This is a genomic window from Desulforegula conservatrix Mb1Pa, assembly GCF_000426225.1.
Lineage (GTDB): Bacteria > Desulfobacterota > Desulfobacteria > Desulfobacterales > Desulforegulaceae > Desulforegula > Desulforegula conservatrix.
The window spans coordinates 1-17,867 of sequence record NZ_AUEY01000082.1; the positions used below are offsets into that span (position 1 = coordinate 1).

21 protein-coding genes are annotated in these 17,867 nt (G+C 45.9%); 3 read left to right on the forward strand and 18 right to left on the reverse strand.

Annotated features, from left to right (window positions below; translation table 11 throughout):
• A partial coding sequence (locus K245_RS0117985) for a transposase domain-containing protein (protein WP_027360330.1) occupies positions 1 to 198 on the forward strand: 198 nt, incomplete at its 5' end.
• 215 nt (positions 199 to 413) lie between these two features.
• Here the strand turns inward: K245_RS0117985 and moaA are convergent.
• From moaA to K245_RS0118005, 4 genes are all read right to left on the reverse strand, one after another.
• Positions 414 to 1,394, reverse strand: a complete 981-nt coding sequence (gene moaA, locus K245_RS0117990; protein WP_027360331.1) for a GTP 3',8-cyclase MoaA — start codon at positions 1,392 to 1,394, stop codon at positions 414 to 416.
• Between the two features lie 158 nt (positions 1,395 to 1,552).
• A complete protein-coding gene (locus K245_RS25240; RefSeq protein WP_051284352.1) occupies positions 1,553 to 2,689 on the reverse strand; it encodes an NADH:flavin oxidoreductase in 1,137 nt (378 codons plus the stop codon).
• Positions 2,690 to 2,709: 20 nt separating this feature from the next.
• A complete protein-coding gene (locus tag K245_RS0118000) occupies positions 2,710 to 4,947 on the reverse strand; it encodes a molybdopterin-containing oxidoreductase family protein (protein ID WP_027360332.1) in 2,238 nt (745 codons plus the stop codon).
• A 499-nt stretch (positions 4,948 to 5,446) separates the two neighbouring features.
• Positions 5,447 to 5,821 carry a PaaI family thioesterase gene (locus K245_RS0118005; RefSeq protein ID WP_027360333.1) on the reverse strand — a complete coding sequence of 125 codons (375 nt, stop codon included), beginning with the start codon at positions 5,819 to 5,821 and terminating at the stop codon, positions 5,447 to 5,449.
• Positions 5,822 to 5,959: 138 nt separating this feature from the next.
• Between K245_RS0118005 and K245_RS25245 the strand changes: the two genes are divergently transcribed.
• Both K245_RS25245 and K245_RS0118015 read left to right on the forward strand, forming a co-directional pair.
• Positions 5,960 to 6,961 (forward strand): GlxA family transcriptional regulator, encoded by a 1,002-nt coding sequence (locus K245_RS25245; RefSeq protein WP_051284354.1) that lies wholly within the window; start codon positions 5,960 to 5,962, stop codon positions 6,959 to 6,961.
• Between the two features lie 371 nt (positions 6,962 to 7,332).
• On the forward strand, positions 7,333 to 7,995 hold the full coding sequence (locus K245_RS0118015) for a carbonic anhydrase (protein WP_027360334.1): 663 nt from the start codon (positions 7,333 to 7,335) through the stop codon (positions 7,993 to 7,995).
• A 315-nt stretch (positions 7,996 to 8,310) separates the two neighbouring features.
• Here K245_RS0118015 and K245_RS0118020 read toward each other — a convergent pair whose 3' ends face one another.
• From K245_RS0118020 to K245_RS28110, 14 genes are all read right to left on the reverse strand, one after another.
• The gene (locus tag K245_RS0118020) at positions 8,311 to 9,123 is read right to left on the reverse strand and encodes a DNA adenine methylase (RefSeq protein ID WP_027360335.1); all 813 of its coding nucleotides are present in this window, start codon (positions 9,121 to 9,123) and stop codon (positions 8,311 to 8,313) included.
• A gap of 99 nt (positions 9,124 to 9,222) precedes the next feature.
• Positions 9,223 to 10,881 carry a right-handed parallel beta-helix repeat-containing protein gene (locus tag K245_RS0118025; protein ID WP_027360336.1) on the reverse strand — a complete coding sequence of 553 codons (1,659 nt, stop codon included), beginning with the start codon at positions 10,879 to 10,881 and terminating at the stop codon, positions 9,223 to 9,225.
• Between the two features lie 18 nt (positions 10,882 to 10,899).
• The gene (locus tag K245_RS0118030) at positions 10,900 to 11,250 is read right to left on the reverse strand and encodes a hypothetical protein (protein ID WP_027360337.1); all 351 of its coding nucleotides are present in this window, start codon (positions 11,248 to 11,250) and stop codon (positions 10,900 to 10,902) included.
• A 13-nt stretch (positions 11,251 to 11,263) separates the two neighbouring features.
• Positions 11,264 to 11,491, reverse strand: a complete 228-nt coding sequence (locus K245_RS25250; RefSeq protein WP_051284357.1) for a hypothetical protein — start codon at positions 11,489 to 11,491, stop codon at positions 11,264 to 11,266.
• A complete protein-coding gene (locus tag K245_RS0118040) occupies positions 11,491 to 12,048 on the reverse strand; it encodes a hypothetical protein (protein WP_027360338.1) in 558 nt (185 codons plus the stop codon). Before K245_RS0118040 ends, K245_RS25250 begins: the two co-directional genes overlap by 1 nt.
• Positions 12,049 to 12,058: 10 nt before the next feature.
• Entirely contained in the window at positions 12,059 to 13,300 is a 1,242-nt protein-coding gene (locus tag K245_RS0118045; RefSeq protein ID WP_027360339.1) for a Kelch repeat-containing protein, read from the reverse strand.
• 10 nt (positions 13,301 to 13,310) lie between these two features.
• Positions 13,311 to 13,640: a hypothetical protein gene (locus tag K245_RS0118050; protein ID WP_027360340.1), complete on the reverse strand. Its 330-nt coding sequence runs from the start codon at positions 13,638 to 13,640 to the stop codon at positions 13,311 to 13,313.
• A 24-nt stretch (positions 13,641 to 13,664) separates the two neighbouring features.
• Entirely contained in the window at positions 13,665 to 14,195 is a 531-nt protein-coding gene (locus K245_RS26935; RefSeq protein WP_051284359.1) for a phage tail protein, read from the reverse strand.
• Between the two features lie 8 nt (positions 14,196 to 14,203).
• Positions 14,204 to 14,875 (reverse strand): phage tail protein, encoded by a 672-nt coding sequence (locus K245_RS25260; protein WP_051284361.1) that lies wholly within the window; start codon positions 14,873 to 14,875, stop codon positions 14,204 to 14,206.
• Positions 14,875 to 16,029 carry a baseplate J/gp47 family protein gene (locus K245_RS0118065; protein WP_027360341.1) on the reverse strand — a complete coding sequence of 385 codons (1,155 nt, stop codon included), beginning with the start codon at positions 16,027 to 16,029 and terminating at the stop codon, positions 14,875 to 14,877. Before K245_RS0118065 ends, K245_RS25260 begins: the two co-directional genes overlap by 1 nt.
• Complete coding sequence (locus K245_RS0118070; RefSeq protein ID WP_027360342.1) at positions 16,019 to 16,438, reverse strand: hypothetical protein; 420 nt, start codon at positions 16,436 to 16,438, stop codon at positions 16,019 to 16,021. The genes K245_RS0118065 and K245_RS0118070 overlap by 11 nt, the downstream gene beginning before the upstream one ends.
• On the reverse strand, positions 16,438 to 16,755 hold the full coding sequence (locus K245_RS25265; RefSeq protein WP_051284363.1) for a PAAR domain-containing protein: 318 nt from the start codon (positions 16,753 to 16,755) through the stop codon (positions 16,438 to 16,440). Before K245_RS25265 ends, K245_RS0118070 begins: the two co-directional genes overlap by 1 nt.
• Positions 16,756 to 16,814: 59 nt before the next feature.
• A complete protein-coding gene (locus tag K245_RS0118080; protein ID WP_027360343.1) occupies positions 16,815 to 17,432 on the reverse strand; it encodes a hypothetical protein in 618 nt (205 codons plus the stop codon).
• An 11-nt stretch (positions 17,433 to 17,443) separates the two neighbouring features.
• A partial coding sequence (locus K245_RS28110; RefSeq protein ID WP_198013927.1) for a hypothetical protein occupies positions 17,444 to 17,867 on the reverse strand: 424 nt, incomplete at its 5' end.

Consider the following 17,867-nt stretch of genomic DNA (forward strand, 5'->3'; position numbering starts at 1 on the left):
CACTGGCTCTTCTCAGGCCATCCCAACGGTGCCCATGCCTCTTCCGTTCTTTACAGCCTTGTCGAATCTGCAAAAGCAGCAAAGCTCGAGCCGTATGCATATCTTAAACTCATCTTCGAAAAAATACCACTCGCGCAGAATGAAGAGGATTATAGAGCTTTGCTCCCTATATCTGTCACATCACAAATTTCCACGTAGTTGGCTGGATGCTTACCCACGAACTTTCAAATGTTACTGAGAATTGAGCATAACCACAAAAAATTATGGGGAAAGGTCTGGCTCCCCCCTTTTTTTTCAAAAAGGAGGGTTCCCGGGATAAATACAGCTTAATTTTGACCTGACAGACTCTCTCTCAAAATCGGTATCTGTCATATTAAGTCTGAACTACTACAAATAATGACCATCTGGACAGATTAACCTCCTATTGAAACCATCTGCGTTGAAACCAGCGGAATTTGTTCATGAGCAAGGCCTTTTCGCATCAACACACGCTCAATTAATCGAGCAACGGTAGAATCATCAGCGCCGTTTCGCATTGGTTTTTTAATATCCACAGTGGCATCATTAAGCAGACAAGGCCTGATTTCTCCGACAGCAGTCAGCCTGATTCTGTTACAGGTCCCGCAGAAATGCCTGGTCATAGAGCTTATAAATCCCACTTCACCCTTTGCACCAGGAATTTGGAACCTCCTCGCTGGGCCATCCAACGAAGATGGGAAAACCGGAATAAGGCTTCCCCATCGTGATTCGAGTCTTTCCCTTATGGCTGCCGATGAAAGTGGTGGCAATTTTTCAGAATAACCAATACCAACAGGCATCTCTTCAATGAACCTAACGTGTATGTTCTTTTGAAATGACAGCTCAGCAAGACTTTCGATTTCTTCATTGTTTATCCCGGTCATTGGAACAGCATTGATTTTTACAGGAGACATACCTGCCTTCAGCGCCGAGTCGATCCCGGAAAGAACCGAAGGCAGACGGTCCATTCCAGTTATTGAATGAAACACCTCACTTTTCAGACTGTCCAAACTGATATTAATCCTGTCTATTCCAGCTTGTTTCAGATCATCTGTCATGTCAGCCAGCAATACGCCATTGGTGGTGAGGCAAACTTCCCTTATACCCGGAATTTTTTTTATCTCCCTGACAAGACAGGGAAGATCCTTTCTGACAAGAGGCTCGCCTCCTGTGATCCTAATCTTATGGATGCCCCGGACCGCAAGGATGTTTACAATCCTCAGCATTTCCTCATACCTGAGGATTTCATCATGCGCAAAAAGCTGTCTCCCTTCAGGAGGGACGCAATACACACACCTCAGGTTACAGCGGTCTGTCACGGAAAGCCTCAGATATGATATCTGTCGTCCGTGCCTGTCTGTGAGTGCTATTTTCATGGCATCCCTCGTTAGTTAAAAGCTTTTTTTTGCTTATTCAGGGGATCATCACGCACGATTCCCTGAAATTCATCGATTCTTCATTTTTTACATTGCTAACCGCAATTTGTATCTGCTTCAAAAATATTCTAAATCGATCAGTAGACTTAAGGCCAGAATCATTCCTTTTTGCCGAAACTCATGAATTTCATTATTTCTTTCTGCACAGCCTTATCATCTTCTGAAAGATTAAAGAAACACTGGGTTCCCTTTGGATTGAAACAGCCATTGCATGAAATGCAGGTAGCATCCTTACGATCGCCGTTCATCCATCTCTTTACAAGATCAGGTTCCCTGATGAAAGGACGCGACATCGACACAGCCTCGATGTCTGTTTCAGATAGAATCTGATCAATTGAGTCAATGTTCTTCAAGCCACCAACCAGGATCACAGGCACGCTGACGGCTTCAAGAAGCATTTTTGCCTCGTTAAGATGATATGCCGAATGCTTTTTGGAACGGCACGGAGTAAACTTACCCGCAAATGTCCCACCGCTTACTTCAATGGCGTCGATTCCTTTCTCTGCAAGAGCCCTTGCGACCTCAATAAATTCCTCGGTGTCAAGCCCTGCACCAGCGTGATCAAAGTCAGAACAGTTAAGCTTGATCCAGACAGGAAAATTATTTCCGCATTTGTTCTTGATCTCTTCCAAAACATCCAGAGCAACTTTTCTGTTTTTTTCTGGAGAACCGCCGTATTCATCGGTTCTTGTGTTGAATAAAGGGCTTAGAAATTTGCTCAAAAGATAGCCGTGGGCCCCATGAATCTGAACTCCGTCATAACCTGCTTTCTTTGCACGCAAGGCCGCCTCACCAAATTCCTTTACCAGCTCCCTGATTTGCTCTGTTGTAAACGGAACCGGCTTTATGCCTGTGGCGGGATCAGCAACATCAGAAGGCCCGTAAACAGTCCCTTTTGGCACCGAAAAAATCTGTGAGGTCGCATGATTCAGCTGGGCGACGATTCTGCTTCCATGTTGATGAACGGTTTCAGCCAGCTTCTGAAGACCAGGTATGCATGAATCATCTGTCAAAGTAACTGTATGCGGCCCTGGATTATCGGTATTGGAAACGTTGACATAGCCGGTGATTATCAGTCCGACCCCGCCCGCTGAAAGATCCCTGTACATCTGGATTAGCCGGTCACTGACTTTGTTCTTATCTGCGAATCCTTCGTGTGTGGCTGATCTGAAAATCCTGTTTTTAACTTCAATTCCGCCAACAGTTGCTGAAGATAATGATTTTTTTGCGGCCATAAATCCTCCTTATTTAAAACTCAGCATTTTTCCAATCTGCATGGTACGAACCTGTGTAATGGAGTACCAATGGGATCCCTGTTTGTATTTTTTGTAAGATCGTTAACATTTATGCCGTATTTGACTCCGTCATAAATGAGTCCGAAACCGTGGGGAATAAGAACCATCCCTTCCCGCACCTGTTCGCTCACTTCAAGCTCTCCTACTGCAGTTCCAGCTTCGGTTGTAACCTTTGCATTGTCGCCGTCTTTAAGGTCGCGCTTTTCAGCTTCTTTGGGATTAACAGCTATGGTGCAGCCACGCTTGCCTTTTATCCATTCAGGGTTGCGCATCAGGGTATTCATATTGGTTATTCTGTGACGGCCAGCATTGAGAATCAGCGGAAACTCAGGAGGCAGTTCAAGATCATGTGCTTCGCTTTCGGCGTCAATCTTTTCGGCTGTACCTGCAAGTTCAGGAATAAGAAGTTCAATCTTGCCTGACTCGGTCTTGACCTCGGCCAGATTGTTCTCTGCATCAACTTTTCCGATCCAAAGCCCTTGCGGATTATCCAGAACTGCCTGAAAGATGCGATCCCCCATATCAAAACCTGTGGCAAAACCTATACGTGCGGCATTTTTCCTGAATGATTTAGGCGCTGTCATCATCATTCCCCAGAATGCTGCAAGAGCCGCGCTGTCCCATTCTTTTCCAAGAGTCTTGCCTAAAATGAAAAGCATCTTTGAAAGATGTTCGGGATGATTTCCGACCCAGCCCATCAGCTCAGCCCCAAAGGTCATTCTGTCTTTTGACGCAGCAGCCATTACGTTATCAGGTATTTCAGGTATAAAACCCATTTTGTCGGCTATCATGGTGAATATCTGTGAAGCCTCCAAACAGTTTTCACCTGGCTGCACCATCGGTCGCCTCATCTGGAAATAGACATTCGGGTATGTCCATGGGAAAAAGGTTCCGTCCCAGGACTCGTAAAAGCTGCGGCATGGAAGCACATAGTCAGCAAGACGGGCTGTCTCACTCATCACGATATCCATGACAACAAGTAGATCGAGGCTCGAAAATGCCTTCTCAAGCGCCTGGGAGTCAGGCCACGACCTGAGTGGATTACATGTACTGGCAATCACAGACCTGATCCTGTCAGGATGATCATTCAATATCTCTTCTGGTAAGGCGCTGCACGGAAATGATCCAGCTGCTGCCGGAGGCATTCCTGTCACAACGGTCTTCCATGTTTTTGGATTTCTTTCGTCAGCATGGTAGCCGAGCGGCATTACCATTCCTAGTATACAGTTGCCTCCACGTTTGCCGAAAATACCGCACACAGCCCCAAGAACACCGAGCAGATATGAATTAAGAGTGCTTCGCCTTCCCATGTAAATTCCAAGGTCAGGATGGAAACACCATGTGCGGGTGGTCATCAGCCTGCAAAGCTCATGGACCTGTTCATATTCGAGTTCGCAAACCTTTACGGCCGCCTTGGCGTCAAACTTTTCAAACCAGGACTTAATATCTTCCCAGCCCTTGGTGTGTGATTCAATAAACGCCCTGTTCTCCCATCCATTCTGTATAATTATGGAGATCATGGCCTTTATGAGAAGTGAATCAGAACCAGGCCTGATGGCAAGATGGATATCAGCCAATTCGGCTGTTTCATTCTTTCTTGGATCTATGACAACAAGAAGCTTTTCGGATGATTTGCTTATTTCCTTCAGAAGCTTGGGAGCCTGCGGCATCTGATGGCTCTGCATGCCGTTCCAGCCCCATGCAACAAGCATCTCTGTCTCGTGTTCATCCGGACCGGGAAGAATATACTGCTTGCCAAACATTCTACCACTAACCCACCAGGACCCGCTGAATTCCTGACCGCCTGAAGTGTAAAGATTCTGGGAACCAAGAAGCTTCATCAGGCTAACTCCGAAGCCTGCCTCCATGTGGCCGCCCTGGGCGCTGGCTCCAAGGTAGGCGAAGGAGCGGGGGCCATGCTCTTTGACTCCTTTTCCAAGTTTTTCGGATATCTCCTCTATTGCCTGATCCCATGATATCGAAACAAACTCGCCGTTAACTTTTTTCAGGGGCTGCGTCAGCCTGTCTGCATTATACTGGTGATAAATGACATTAAGCCCCTTGCGACACGCATAGCCCTCGCTTCTCGGATTGTCCTTGTCAGGACGAACCTTTACCATCCTTTCTTCTTCGACAAAAACCTCAAGGCCGCAATTCTGGGCGCACAGTACACATCCGGTTTTCTGCCATTCTCCCATGATGATCCTCCGTTAATAATATTGTTTGACATCAAACTTTATATAGCAGGCCATTTTTTTAATTGCAAGGGATGCGTTTTTCCCAGATAAAAATATCTAAGCAAGTTTAAATCTTATCCAGAACTTTTTTTAAACTTCGAAATCAGCAAATCAAAGAGGCAGATAAGACAAATAACACGCCTAAAAAGACATTCAGAGTCAAAAATATTGTGGCTCTGCCTGATTTTCAGTTAAGAAGTGCCTTTTATGGTTAATTTGCCATCAAAAAAGGGTGATGCGTAGGTCGGATTAGGACGCCCTTTGTCCGTAATCCGACGTTAAGCCGAGTGCCTCCGGCGGGTCGCTTTTTGTAAAAAGCTCCGCAAAAACTTTATGGTTTTGTTAGTAGGCAAAAAACGGATATTTTTAGAGTTTTAAAAATGTTAAGCCCATTAACTTTCAAATGTTACTGAGAATTGAGCATAACCATAAAAAATATTTGCCTCGTTAATCATACCCCTCATTTTGAAAGAACATGATTTGTTGTCACATCGGCTATCAGCCTGCCTCCTTCTCCTGTCACAATCGTCCGCACTATGCTTACGGTCTTGCCCCGTTTGACAAAAGAAGAAACAGCTTTGAAAGATCCTTCGCTCTGGTTTCCTGTAAAATTACCGTTAAGATTGATTGCAAGGGGAAATCCTTTATGGCCTTCTGTTGCTTTGGTTGCTCCAAAAACAAGGACAGTAGCGCATACGTCTGCAAACCAGAGTATTGCGCCGGCATGAACAACGCCAAAAGGGTTTCGTACTCCATCATGCACAGGCATCTCCCCAATGACCTTATCATCGCTCTGTTCAACGATTGAGAATCTGATGGCTCCTTGATATTCCATGATGGCCTCCCGGTTTTTAAGGATTTATCTTGTTTTTGTTTGTATTTTAGAGCTTGACGACAAAATATGTAAGAGGCTAATATGACAAAGAACACGCCAAATACGACTTAAAGTACAAAATGCATAAAAGGGGTAAAAATGCCTCATATTACTTTTCTGGCGATGCCAGCATGCAGCCTTTCAGGCATATTCTTTTCAATAGATGCTTTTTCCATTGCAAACCGCTATGCCGCAATTAAAGAAGATCCGGGCAAGGACACTTCTCCTCTTTTCACTTGGGATATAGTGACTCTGGACGGCCAGTCTGTGGAAGGTGAGGGCAGGGTAATGATCCAGCCCCACTGTTCTATTCATGACATTCAGAAAACGGATTTCATATTGATACCAGGCTTTCTCCCTCCTTTTGACTTCAGGGGCAGGGTGACAACTGAGCTGAAAGAATGGCTCAGCAAGTGGCACAAGAAAAATACTCTCATAGGAGCGGTCTGTACCGGCACGTTCCTCTTAGCTGAGACTGGAATGCTTAACGGAAAAACAGCAACGACTAACTGGATTTATGCCAAAACCTTCCGTAATGCATACCCGCAGATAAAGCTGAAAGCTGACAGAATACTGACTGAAGACGGAGGCATTCTCTGCTCTGGAGCGACAACCTCTTTTCAGGATATGTGCCTCAATTTGATTGAGCGGTTCGGGTCAGAGGAGCTGGCGGAAATATGCTCAAAAGCTCTTCTCTTAAACAAGGCAAGAAAAAGCCAGTCCCCTTTTTTTGTTTTCAGCTACCAGAAGGACCACGCTGACGAATCTGTCCTGAAGGCTCAGGAGATGATGGAGCAAAAGTATATAGAACCAATTTCCGTGGACGGTCTTGCCTCGGATCTCGGAATAAGCACAAGGCATTTTATAAGAAGATTCAAGGCCGCCACAGGCGACTCTCCCTTGCTCTATCTCCAGAGAATAAGGATAGAGGCGGCCAAGGCTAAGCTTGAAAAGACCAGGGAATCCATTGACGAGATAACCCTCAAAGTCGGGTACGAAAACGCTAATTCATTCAGAAAACTTTTCAGGAAAAACACAGGACTCTCGCCCAAGGAATATCGTATGCAATTCAGCAGATTACACGATACCGGCAGAGCATAACAAGATTAAATAGCTTTGGGGCAGGGCAACGTATCTTAATTTTCAGAATGATTTTTCAGCAGCTCTTTGGGATAAATAGCTGATAAGGACTCTATTCTGGTAGTAGATTTTGTGACAATTATACTGCACCTTGGAAATGCCTGACTTGATTCGGCATCCCGGTTTTCACCGGGACAGGCCCCGCCGGAATGACTGAAATTTGACTTTTTGTAATGTTCTCAAACCTGCAAGGCATTTTTTATTTCTGAAATGACAGTTTATGGTATAGTTTCGAGGAACTTTTTAAGAAAAAATGAACGCTGGTTTCTCATCCGCAATCTATTTTTCTCGACTTACCAAAAATCATCTTTTTTGAATCAAAGGAGGCAGAAATGAAAGAAAAGGTTATTTCCTTGCTTGGCATTATTGCGCTTGTATCTTTTTGTTCTGTATTTTCATGCAACACCAAAGAGCTTTCGAGTCCCGAGAATCCAAATCAGAAGAAGCTTCTTGACGGAAACAGGCGTTTTGTGGAAGGGAAAATGTCTCACCCTGATCAGGCTGCCATCCGCAGAACTGAACTTGCAAAAAGCCAGAATCCTTTTGCGGTAATAGTTAGTTGTTCCGACTCGCGTGTTCCGCCTGAAGTGCTTTTTGACCAAGGTCTTGGTGATCTTTTCGTGATCCGTCTTGCCGGAAACATACTAAATGATGCAGCAATCGGAAGTATAGAATACGCTGTTGATCATCTCGGCGCCAAATACGTCATGGTACTTGGTCATGAGCGCTGCGGTGCTGTTGAAGCTACGGTCAAGGGGGGTGAACCACATGGGCATATTGGCAGTCTTGTAAAGGCAATCCAGCCGGCAGTTGATAAAGCAAAGACCCAGGAAGGCGATCTTGTAGACAATGCAGTCAACGCAAACGTTTCAATGGTTGTTCAGCAGCTTAAAACATCTGCTCCAATACTTGAGGAATCAGTAAAAAAAGGTTCTTTGGTAATTGTTGGTGCTCGCTATGATCTGGATGACGGTTCAGTTTCCATTCTTCCCTAACTGTGAATTGAAACAATCCACAGCTAAATCTATCCATGCATTCAGGCGAAGTCTGTCCCTTTTTTTAGCCGGGACAGACTATCCTGAATGATCGATGGCTGTATACTGACGTTCTTCGATTCTGGCCAAAGCTTTTTTTAAGGCTATGTTCCCTTTAGGTGTTGAAAAACGAAATAATAATTCTTTTGGGATTTCTTGTAGCGGCGCGAGATAACTCAGGCCCCAAAATTGAGATAACTCACGCCGTTTTAACTTTGATACCATCAAACGAACTTTGAAAGAAGTATCAAATTTATGTTTTTTGTCTCGTGACTATCAGAATAATTCTCTTTGCCTTCCGACTGGTTTAGGCTTCGGAATACCATCCGGCCAGTTGCCCATAATAAGCTCTATGCAGTCCGTCCTGTTAGCCCCTCCATTTACAGTATAGCAATAATCAACTTCAATCATATGCAAATGAGCAAAAAGCCCCCGGATATCAGGATGGCCATTTAGTGATATTATCATCGTGCCTTTTATCTGCTTTGACAGCCTGGCAAGGTCTTCATATTCAGACCATGGGAAATTGACTCCGTACCCTTCAGTCTGCCAGTAAGGCGGATCACAGTAAAACAGGGTATGAGGCCTGTCATATTTTTCAATTACATTCTGCCAGGGAAGATGCTCGATGTTGGTGGATGATAATCGAAAATGAGCGTCTGCCAGATCCTGTTCAAGGGAAAACAGATTGAACCTCGGACGGCTGGTTGTTGCCGTCCCATAAGATTGCCCATCGACCTTGCCGCCAAAAGCCAACTTCTGAAGGTAGAGAAAACGGGCAGCTCGTTGTACATCCGTCAATGTCTCAGGCGTTGTCATTTTCAACCATTCCCAGTTTTGACGACTTATAAGCGCCCATTTGAATTGCTTGTAAAGCTCTTCTATGTGGTATTTGACAACACGATATAGATTTATGAGCTCACCATTGATATCATTAATGACTTCAACTGATGATGGATTTTTAATGAAAAAAAGAGCTGCCGCACCACAAAACGGCTCGACATAACACTGATGGTCAGGGAACAATGGTATTATATGATCAGCCAGCTTTCTTTTCCCGCCGATCCACGGAATAATTGGTTTGGACATGCAAGCCTCTTCAGATGGAATTAAAAACAGATAGAGTGATCGAAGCCATATCTTTATATATAAGGTATAGAATAATGATTTTATTGTTATGAAGGTGAGCTACATTCCTATCCTGAATCCCATGGACGGTCTGTTGCCGGTAGCTGACATTCCAGCGCCCTGATCAGCGCCGATGTTTGGTAAACCATACACCCTTTTGCCCCAGGGGTCAGTCTGCCCGGAATCGTTGACTCCTGGAATCCATGGGGCTGCGTCTACGCACGGAGATTTTGGAGAGATCATCCCATTGTTCATGACCTTTGAATCTTCGTTTTTTGAGTTGGGTTCATACGTGCCTTTATAGGCTGACCATGTAACATCAGCATACGTCCCTCCCCAATCATATGTTGCAAATCTGGCATCATCCAACGGTCTGTACGAATTATAATCAGCTGTAATAGAGCTTTTGGCATATGATGTTAAAGCCAGTTCTCTCGGATAATTTTTATATCCTATGCAGTTTTTAATTTTCCAACTTTTCGAACCCACTGGAGCATTTGGGTTGTCGCCAGTGGTATTAATCAGTATACCGCCTCTATTTGTCCCTGCTGCCTGATTACCATTAAATGCATATGTACAGTGATATAAAACCCCCGCCGACGATCCTACGTGAGCAAATCCAGAATTCCTGTTGCCGACCGTCACGCAAAAATACTGGTTAATATTGTAGCACGTGTCATGTGCCGAGAAACCATCACCAGAGTTAACAGGATCGTTGGGTATAGGGTATCCATTACTGTCTGCGAAGCAAAACCAGAAGTCCAAGTCATGGGATGTACCTACAAAATCAACTCCATCATCAGCATTCTTATCAAAACGGCTGCCATAGAATTTAATATTGGAACAACCTCCATAAATTCCTAGTCCTGAGAGAGCGTTATTTGTGGAATTGGTGGTATAAAAATTAAAACCCGAACAATTAGATAAATAAATACCTCTCAAAGAACTATTTTTAACACTCATATTCCTGATGTAGGAAGTGCCTGTAAAAACTCCGTAGTCTATGCATAGCAGCCCATATCCATTGCCACTGGCGTTGCCTCCATCAAGCGATATGCTTTCAAAATTAAGGACACCTGTCGTGGATGTCCCTCCGACTCTTAAATGGCCGGACACTGCCGACGAATTTTTGGCTGACACGTTTTTGCACGTAATTGTTCCAGTAACATTATAGAACTGTATAAGCGTGCCCACCTCAGTAAATGTAATTCCGTCTACATACGGATCGACATTACCATTGTAAAGCATCCCCGCCCCACAATTAGATATTTCAACTCCGCTACCTATTTTCCAGTACGATCCTGGGAGTATTGCCCGATTATTCGCACCTGTAGTCTTTTGGATTTTTACGTTTTTTACAGATATGTATGTTTTTGAGCTGTGTGTGATCCCTTCGAGTCTTGTTGATTGCCCATCGATCACGGCCTTGCCACCATCAATAGGATCTGATGCTATCACAATGTAGTTACCAGCCGTCCCTGATTTTCCTATGGTGATCGTTTCATTATATGATCCAAGGGTGGTTCTAAGATAGATTGTATCTCCTGGGAGTACCGATGTCCAATTGATCGCATTAGCTTTCCACGGGGCGTCTCTGGTGCCTGCCCCAGCTGTGACCACTGTGGACGGACAGGCATAATAAGTTGTGGACAGTGCTATTCCTGGTATTAGGATAAGCAGACACGCTATTAAAATAATTAGTTTTAATATCTTGCACATATAAAAAGATCTCCTAAATTACAGCATTATAAGCGACAGCGCGGTTCCTGTTTGCAGATACACTTGCCCCATACCGCCGCCGCCCTTGGCGCAGAATGGTAACGGCCCTGAAGTTAATGGTGCCCACATTCCTGCATAATCTGCAGATGGTCGCCAATGGAACTCAAGGCCGAGGCTCGAGTTGCTGAAATTTGCAAAGTCCCCGGAATGCACAATTGCCAGTAGAGATTTACATTCATGCTCGGCTGATACAGTAATATCCACCCATGCGTCTGTTGTTGTGATCATTGTCAGATGGGGCTCAGGTGATGACATTATTGGCTTACCGTTTTCGTCCTGAGGAAGTCCTTTGTAACGTCCTTTATCCATGCTTTTTTTCTCCTTATTTGAACCTATACCTGGTGTATCCGCCAACGCTGACGCCGACAAACATAAGAGCGGCAGCCACTTTGTTTACCGTACCGCCTCTATTGGCCACACATTTTGCAAGCTTCCAGTCAGATACGATCTTATCCGTTAATGTTCCTCCGTCTGCGTATTCGTAGTCATGCCCCACGCAGCACGCCCACCAGTTCCCATCAAAAAAGCAGGTACAACCGTCACTGTCCATTATAGCTTCCTGTAAACCTTGAACTGAAGATCACCAATAAGCCTGATGCCATATTTAAACCCGCCGAGTTCAAAGATTTCGTTCATGTCGTTCGGGTCAATCTTTACCAGCACAGCCAGCTGATTTGTTGTTTTATATGTGAAGGACATGACTCCGCTAACCATAGACGCTGATATGGTTTCATATTCTGCGCTTCCGGCTGAAGTTCTCAAAAGAAGTCTCCATGTCCTGTCTGGCAGGGCTTCAATAACAGGAGATCCTGGATCCTCGCTTTGTCTTACAGTACAAATCACATTCAAGCCCTCGATCCCGTCGTTGGCCACACCTATCGGATCATTACGCCCATCTCCACCTGAAAGCACTACATGGGCATATATATACTGAATTCCTGCTCTTTCCTTGGTAATCCTCGCTATCTGATCAACAGCGTAAGCTTCGGCTTCCGCAAATGATGAAAACGGCTGTCCCTGTGCATCTGTCGGATACATAATATCATGGCCCAGTCCGAACACCCTCGCCTTGTTTCCTTGCAAAATTTCATATGTAATACCGCTCATCTATTCCCCCTTAGGCAAACACAGGCATTTTGATGCCGATTGTTTTTGATGACTTGAGAAAAGCTGAAAGCTTAACAAGGTCTATTTTCAGCCCTGATGTATTATGAATTTTTGACGCTACAGTCGTAGATGAGTCTCCCAAATTGCCCCCCCAGATATAGATTTTGCCGTCACTGAAGGCTATCATTGGATCAAGCAAGGCTGTCGCAGCCATGGGTACATGATACTGGCGTCCGGTAGCTTCCACATAAGCCATCAACCCTTTAAATAATGGAGACCAAAGGTATAGAACCCCATTTTGGTAGAACATCCGGGTGTCAGAGATGAGGTAATGGCCTGAATCACTCCTGATGCCTGGCTGATTGATATTGAATAGAAAATTGCAGAATCTGATGAATTGATTGGTGGCTGTGTCGAACAAAAAAATATTATTAGATAATGCTCCGCGAGCATAATTTTCTAATTTCGATATTTTGAAATTGACCAGAAATTTGGTACTGGAATATTTGCAGGACATGGAATTGGTCTTTAGCATCATCTGTGTGTGTGTATCAGATCCAGCCCCCACACCACTGGCTACCACAGGAGGGACAACGGCCAGATCAGACCATACGTTTGAGGCATAATGATATCTGTATATTGTCGGGAAATTTGAAGGTACATAAGTTCCCACCGCATTTTTGACAACCTGCATAAAATAACCGTAACCACCACTTGAACCCATATAAGCATACATCGCGGCCTTAAGATTGGTTGGGCTTGCAGGCAAAGAAGCTAATGCTGTGAAGGTATTGCTCACAGGGTCATATTTTCGGAAATTAAATGAGGAGTTTACAGGATCTGTGATACTAATTTTATTACTGTAATAGTAACAATTACCCTCGTAATCAAAACTACCGGTAAACTGACCAACCAACAAATCGTTGAGATCCGGGTAAGCGAGACCGGAATCACTCCATACATCTGTGGACGTATCATAGACATCAGGACGCTGGGTCGTTGATCCTGGAGTATAAAGCTTGCCATTAACCGCAACAGCTGGCCCGCTTGAAATTGAGGCGTCCCACGGGGAGTATTTGCTGAATGTGCTGTTGCCTGTGCCAAAAAGAGTATTCATGGGAGAGACAAAAGCACTTCCCCAGTCATCTCCCAGCAGGTTAAGGTTTTCGAAATAATTCACATTGTCTATTTTTGATTTAGCAACCAGCCTGACTCCTGGAATGCCGGATTGAGCAGGGAATGATGAACCCATTTCTTCCTCCTTATATTAGCAAGCCTTCAAGAATAAAGCTGACGCTGTCAGCCTGGCCAGTCTTAACCCGTATTGTTTCCCCGGCTCCCATATTCACAGTAATCTCGTGTGGAGGGCCAGGATCGACCGGTACATTGAAACATTGCCAGTCGGCCACGAGGGCCGGGTTATCCCCATGGCCAGCCGCACACCTTGCTATGCTGTATTCAACCGATTCCCCGGCCTGGTTGCAGACAGACACTCTGCCTTGAAAAAACCTGCCAGCCGGGCAGGCATAGAGTTGCACTTCTACTGTTGATGAGGGTCTTAATGCCGCAACCCGTCCGTATTGGTCAGCCATAAATCCTCCTTTAAGACTTAAGGACTACATTGTGTTTGTGTAGAAGAAGGCTCTTCGAAGCCCGGCCTTCACAGTTTCGGCAAGCACCTCTGTGATGCTGTCCACATATTGCCTGGATGCCATGACAACAGATGGTTCTATAGTCAGTGTGATAGCTGATGTATTCTCAACTGCGAGCGGCAGCCTGATGTAGAGATCCTGGCCAGCTCCATCCGCAAGTACAGGTTTTTCTGTGGGCGGATAGTTGGAAACTGCCACAAGATCTCCGGCAGAATCAAAGAGACCGACTTCCCTTATCCACCATCCGCCAACATCCAAAGGAATCTTACCCTCAATGGTAATCCAGTTTGGATTTTCCTCTGACAGGGCGATTCTGTTGACCTCACCACGCCATACTTCGTGCGCCAGGCTTGTCATCCCCTCCCATGGTTCGACAAACAGTCCATTCCCGTCTCCTACAGCCATGTGGGTTATTTCAATACCAACACCGTCGACCAGTGCCTGTGCATACTTGGCCAAGCCTATGCTTGTCATGATCGAAAAATATTTTTGCATTAAACCTCCTAAGTAGATTCCTTCGGATATATGATGGTGTCAGAGCCTGTATGTATTGCTGCGGAAGACATTAAAACCACTGGCTCAAGTGTTATTTCCGTGGCAATCATTGGATAAACCGTCGTCACAGCTCCAGTCACTGGCCCTGTGTATCCGATCCACAAAGGAGCAGTTTCAAGATGCAGAACCAGTTCATAACCAGCCAGCTTTGATCGCGCCGGTTTCACCTCATTGATGGCCCAGGTCATTGTGGGCAGCTTGGTGAGCATGTCACCCTGGATATTATTGATCCTCACCCGGAATTCAGCCCAGCGTACCGGATCAATATCCCTGAGATTGATGATCTCCACGGTGTCTATGCCGCAGGCGTCCGCGACTATGCGCCTGACTCCGCTTTCCCTGCCGCCAAGAACGTACCAGTGCCAGGCCAGCCTTACCCGGCTGTAATACTGATCATCTGTTTCATAAGCGGCGCGAACAATCCCCCTCGATGCCGCGAACCCCTCAAGATTCTCTTCCTCGCACCTGTCAGGCAGAAACTGATCACGAATCCAGAGCACAGACGCCCTTGCTGTATCCAGAACATCAGCAGCCCCTTGGGCAACAGTGGCCAGAGGCCCAGGACGCCAGATCAGCGCATATTTCAAACCGTTTTTGAAATAATCCCAGAATATACTCATCAGGCTTCAGCCCATTTCCAGGTTAAATCCAGTGATTCAAGCACTCCGAGTCCGTCATCAGGGATACCGATGTCAGACACCGGAGATGCCCAGTTTACCTTTTTGATATTTGATCCAGTTCCGAGAACCAGAAAGGTCAATAAATCCCTTGTCACATCCTGACCTATTTCAAGCGGAGCAACTCCGCTGACAACAGTTCCTGAAAACAGCGCCCTGATTCTGTTTTCAACAGCAAGCCTAATCTCCGCAGGATTACCTCCTGTCAGCTCAAGTTCTCCGGTAATCGAGATGTTTGCTGACAACGGCCCTTTGACCATTACATCATCGTTGATTGGCTTTTTTTCATTAACTACAGTATTCACAGCCGCTACCAACTCTGCGGTCGGCAACCCTGCCGCGCCTCTGATCACCACATCAACCGTGCCCTGGCCCCTTGGATGGTTATCCATGATCCTTACTCCAGTCACTCCGGCCACAGACCTTGCCCAAGATTCATAAGCGTATTTGGTGCAGCCGTTTATCGCAGACCAGGCAAGTTGATACCTGAGCCTGAGACTGTCATCATCTTCTTCGTCTATGGCTTCTGATGTAAGCCACCCGGCCCGGTTAATCACTCCGTCAATTCCAGGAATAACAGAGGCCATCTCCCTTATCTGGCCCGCTGTTACATTGCCAGCGCAGCCATAGGATTCTGATTCGACAGCGACAAGTGTTTCTATTTCTCCATCCTGTAAAACCACGTCGGCCAATGTAACAAACCGATAAACATTGCCGAGTCCGTCTGGCGGTGTCCTGATAACGCTGCCAGCATTTATGGGGATATTGCCTGTATTTCCGTTTCTGTAGAAAATTACACTTCCCCTGGCTTTTGTGGCCTTCTTGCGCGAGACTTCAACCTGACCGCAATGCAGATCAAGCCATAAACCTGTGGCTGTTAACGGAAACGCCTGCTTAAGCACAAAATCAAGGAACTGATAAAGCTGATAAAGACCCCAGGCCCAAAGCTCTATCAAACCACGGACAGGCCCTCTGTTGAGATTGAGAGGCTGTGGCAAATCTCCAGCAGCCTGAACCGCCTCAATGCGTTCAAAAAGGCTGCCTCTGATGTTTTCGAGTGTTTTGATAACCCCAGGTTTTTTATATTCAATTGGCATCCTTGATCACCATTTCCATGTTTGCGCCGATTTCCATTACCAGGTTGAATTTATGATTCTGGTCTATCAGCCTGGCTTCCGCCTGAATAACAATGCCTGTGTGATCCCATCCTGAAACCATGGCCTGGGCAGACATAGGCACAACCCTCGGATCGAGTCCGATCCTGTAAACTACTTCATTAACCAGGGCCATTCTGTTCGTGACCGTGTTTTCGTCCTTGGCATAAAGATAGATTTCAGAGCCGAATTCCTTGTCGTAAAACAGCGAACCCAGAGGAGTTGCCAGCCTCAGCCTTATGTCCTGGACGGCTGCCCTGGCTCCTTCGGTTATGGCCGTCTCTCCGTTTGCTGCCACAACAGCCTGAAGCGATTCATCAAGCATCATGTCTAATCCGTAAATATTTCCCATTACTCACCATTCGCCGTAATATTTGCGGATCCAGTAACACAGATGCCGGATCCGCAGAAATGGGTCACAGGATCGCCGACCCTTGCCACGCCCTTGCCGTTCGCGGAAACATCAGGTGATCCTCCGATCACCATGAACACTCCGCAATGCGGGCATGTGTGTGTGCCGAAGTCCCCGGATCTCTGAACTCCCTTGCCATTGCCTGAAACGTCCGGAGATCCTGAACCGTGGTATCCCACGACAGCATGTGGACAGCATCTGAGGCCGTGGCTGCAAATTCCGATTACAAGGTCATTTGTCAAAGCTATCCCTGGCATTATTGTGGCCTCCGGCGGGTCGCTTCTTTGAAAAAAAGCTCCGCAAAAAACTTTATGGGTTAATGAGCAAGGGTCTGAAGATATTCATCCCATGTCAGGGCAGATCCCTTTTCAGGTAAGCTGGCCAGCATGGGAGGCCTTGAATCAGCCTTGATATAAAAAGTTTTTCCATAGATCAGGCCATTCCCGTCCAGATCCTCTGCTCCCATATATTCATTGACCAGGATAGCTGCCTTGGGAGGCTTGCTTCCTGATGATTGGCTCGCCATCTTAAGCAAGGCGTCAGACCCCATCATTCCGCATCTGCTGTTGACCACATCCCAAAGCTTGCATGAACCATCTTCAGGACATCTGAAAAAGCCATATTCAGAACCATCGGTAACAGCCATTGACAGGTCAGACTCGTTCTCAAAGGCTGTCTTTTCTTCCGAATCCACGTATTTGCCTGTTTCTGAATCAGGCGTATAAATATTGCCTGCTGAATCTCTGAGGCTGATTACTGAAGATTCCATGGCCAGGGCAGACGCTATTGCGACAGGTTCGTTGGTTTCCAGGGAATTGCCCGCAGTATCCAGATACTGGCCAGCCGGAGTCCTTGTGTAAACTTTCCCGACCTGGTCAACGATCTGGGTTTTAATCGATTGAATTTTCAGTGACAAAAACGGACAAAAAGCCATTTGATTCTCCTTCAGTTCAGCTTTATTTTTGCGCCCTTGATGCTAACTTCGGCAGCCTGTACCGTGGCATTTCCCGTGCTTGTCACAGCCACTGCGCCTCCGGCGTTTATGATTACGTCGCCTGTAACCTCAATGTTCATGCTTCCGCCTGCTTCCATATTTATGTCCGAAGGCGTGACCTGAATGATGTTCTTTTCAGCGTCTATCTTTATGTGGCAGCTTGGGCCGGACTGAATTATGAAGGCTCCAAGCTCACAGCCAGGCGCTTTGTTTCCGTGCCATCTGAAATTTGAAATTCTTGGATAGTTCGGATCCCCGTCATAATAAGAAAGATCACAATAACTGCCCTCTGTTGGCGGGCAGATCACACCGCGATTAGGCCCTGCCCAGATCACAGGGATTTCAACCCTTGAAACCACAGGTTCGTTTTCATCC

What these genes read in the sequence shown, in the direction of transcription:
- moaA (WP_027360331.1), bottom strand. Translation starts at nt 1,394, where the DNA reads ATGAAAATAGCACTCACAGACAGGCACGGACGACAGATATCATATCTG.
- K245_RS25240 (WP_051284352.1), bottom strand. Translation starts at nt 2,689, where the DNA reads ATGGCCGCAAAAAAATCATTATCTTCAGCAACTGTTGGCGGAATTGAA.
- K245_RS0118000 (WP_027360332.1), bottom strand. Translation starts at nt 4,947, where the DNA reads ATGGGAGAATGGCAGAAAACCGGATGTGTACTGTGCGCCCAGAATTGC.
- K245_RS0118005 (WP_027360333.1), bottom strand. Translation starts at nt 5,821, where the DNA reads ATGGAATATCAAGGAGCCATCAGATTCTCAATCGTTGAACAGAGCGAT.
- K245_RS25245 (WP_051284354.1), top strand. Translation starts at nt 5,960, where the DNA reads ATGCCTCATATTACTTTTCTGGCGATGCCAGCATGCAGCCTTTCAGGC.
- K245_RS0118015 (WP_027360334.1), top strand. Translation starts at nt 7,333, where the DNA reads ATGAAAGAAAAGGTTATTTCCTTGCTTGGCATTATTGCGCTTGTATCT.
- K245_RS0118020 (WP_027360335.1), bottom strand. Translation starts at nt 9,123, where the DNA reads ATGTCCAAACCAATTATTCCGTGGATCGGCGGGAAAAGAAAGCTGGCT.
- K245_RS0118025 (WP_027360336.1), bottom strand. Translation starts at nt 10,881, where the DNA reads ATGTGCAAGATATTAAAACTAATTATTTTAATAGCGTGTCTGCTTATC.
- K245_RS0118030 (WP_027360337.1), bottom strand. Translation starts at nt 11,250, where the DNA reads ATGGATAAAGGACGTTACAAAGGACTTCCTCAGGACGAAAACGGTAAG.
- K245_RS25250 (WP_051284357.1), bottom strand. Translation starts at nt 11,491, where the DNA reads ATGGACAGTGACGGTTGTACCTGCTTTTTTGATGGGAACTGGTGGGCG.
- K245_RS0118040 (WP_027360338.1), bottom strand. Translation starts at nt 12,048, where the DNA reads ATGAGCGGTATTACATATGAAATTTTGCAAGGAAACAAGGCGAGGGTG.
- K245_RS0118045 (WP_027360339.1), bottom strand. Translation starts at nt 13,300, where the DNA reads ATGGGTTCATCATTCCCTGCTCAATCCGGCATTCCAGGAGTCAGGCTG.
- K245_RS0118050 (WP_027360340.1), bottom strand. Translation starts at nt 13,640, where the DNA reads ATGGCTGACCAATACGGACGGGTTGCGGCATTAAGACCCTCATCAACA.
- K245_RS26935 (WP_051284359.1), bottom strand. Translation starts at nt 14,195, where the DNA reads ATGCAAAAATATTTTTCGATCATGACAAGCATAGGCTTGGCCAAGTAT.
- K245_RS25260 (WP_051284361.1), bottom strand. Translation starts at nt 14,875, where the DNA reads ATGAGTATATTCTGGGATTATTTCAAAAACGGTTTGAAATATGCGCTG.
- K245_RS0118065 (WP_027360341.1), bottom strand. Translation starts at nt 16,029, where the DNA reads ATGCCAATTGAATATAAAAAACCTGGGGTTATCAAAACACTCGAAAAC.
- K245_RS0118070 (WP_027360342.1), bottom strand. Translation starts at nt 16,438, where the DNA reads ATGGGAAATATTTACGGATTAGACATGATGCTTGATGAATCGCTTCAG.
- K245_RS25265 (WP_051284363.1), bottom strand. Translation starts at nt 16,755, where the DNA reads ATGCCAGGGATAGCTTTGACAAATGACCTTGTAATCGGAATTTGCAGC.
- K245_RS0118080 (WP_027360343.1), bottom strand. Translation starts at nt 17,432, where the DNA reads ATGGCTTTTTGTCCGTTTTTGTCACTGAAAATTCAATCGATTAAAACC.